This is a genomic window from Pontibacter sp. HJ8 (assembly GCF_054824225.1).
Genome location: NZ_JSYF01000038.1, coordinates 1 through 1786, shown reverse-complemented (window position 1 = coordinate 1786; position 1786 = coordinate 1). Strand labels below are relative to the sequence as shown.

Annotated in this window: 1 protein-coding gene; it reads left to right on the top strand. The window is 52.7% G+C overall.

Features of this window, described 5'->3' with window-relative positions:
* Positions 1–1657: ABC transporter ATP-binding protein (locus OB13_RS02110; RefSeq protein WP_461488490.1), on the top strand; the 1657-nt coding region annotated here is incomplete at its 5' end.
* Between the last annotated feature and the right edge of the window lie 129 nt (positions 1658–1786).

Sequence of the window (1786 nt, the reverse complement as noted above, 5' to 3'; positions counted from 1 at the left end):
CACGTTTATGGTCTTCCCGCTGCTTACCGGCAAGCTGGTCGACTCCTCCACCGGCAACGCCGACTGGTTCCTCGAAGACATTGACATGATCGCGCTGGGCCTGTTTGCCGTTATCCTCTGCCAGGGTATCTTTTCCTTTTTCAGGGTATACTTTTTTGCGCAGGTCAGTGAGAATGCCGTAGCCGACATCCGCCGCGACCTCTACAGCAAGTTTATGATGCTGCCCCTTACCTTCTATGAGAAACGGCGCGTAGGTGAGATCACCAGCCGGATCACGACCGACGTAGCCCAGGTGCAGGATGCCATGTCCATCACACTGGCAGAGCTTTTCCGCCAGATTACTACCCTGCTTGTGGGTATCATCATCATTCTCTGGACTTCCATCAAGCTGTCCATGTTCATGCTGGCTACCTTCCCGGTGCTGGTGGCTCTTACCCTTGTGTTTGGCCGGAAGATCAAGAGTCTTTCGAAAAAGACGCAGGACGAACTGGCCAATACCAATGTGATCGTGGAGGAAACGCTGCAGGCGATCAACACGGTGAAAGCCTATACCAACGAGCCTTTTGAGATTGGCCGTTACAAGCATTCTCTTAGCAAAGCCGTGCAAACGGCCCTTTCAGCTGCCAATTACAGGGGTGCCTTTATCTCTTTCATCATCATCGGGTTGTTCGGGGGCATTATACTCGTGATCTGGTACGGTGCCACGCTGGTACAGAACGGCGATTTGACCATCGGCGAATTGATCTCCTTCATCATTTATACCGTCTTTATCGGGGCTTCAGTAGGAGGCCTGGGTGAATTGTATGGCAAAATACAATCGGCTTTAGGTGCAACAGAGCGCATACAGGAAATACTCGCCGAGTCGGAAGAGCCGACAGACAAGAGCCAGCGCCCTGTAAGCGAGATCAGGCGTGTGAAGGGCGATATCAGCTACAACCAGGTGGCTTTCTCCTACCCTACCCGACCAGATATCCGAGTGCTGCGTGACATCAATTTCACCATTCGCTCCGGTGAAAAGATAGCGTTGGTTGGCCCAAGTGGCGCCGGCAAATCGACGATCGTGCAACTGCTGCTGCGCCTCTACGATGTGAGCAGTGGCAGCATTACGGTAGATGGTCAGGACATTCGCGACATGAACCTGACGCACCTGCGGGCCAACGTGGGTATAGTGCCGCAGGAAGTGTTGCTGTTTGGTGGCAGTATCCGTGAAAATATTGCCTATGGCCGCCCCGACGCGTCGGAAGAAGAGATCATTGAAGCGGCGCGCAAAGCCAATGCCTATGACTTTATCAGCTCTTTCCCCGAAGGGCTTGATACGCTGGTAGGAGAACGTGGCATCAAGTTGTCCGGTGGCCAGCGCCAGCGGGTAGCCATTGCCCGTGCTATCCTCAAAAACCCGGCTATATTGGTGCTGGACGAGGCTACCAGCTCCCTGGACTCCGAATCGGAGCACCTGGTGCAGCTGGCCATGGACGAGCTGATGAAAAACAGAACCACCATTGTGATCGCCCACCGCCTGGCTACTATCCGGAAGGTAGACAAGATCCTGGTGATTGATGGCGGCGAGATCGTGGAAGAAGGTTCACATGATATTCTGTCGATGAACAACGAAGGGATTTATTCCAACCTGCTGCGTCTGCAGTTTGAGATGAGCTAACACCTGTTATATATATTTTTACAGAAGCCCTGCTTACGTTTGTAAGCAGGGCTTCTTGTCTTTATTTCATTTAATTCGTAGCTGCGGAAGGCTGTTTGTAACTGGCGGAGTTGCTGTTCCAGGTATAGC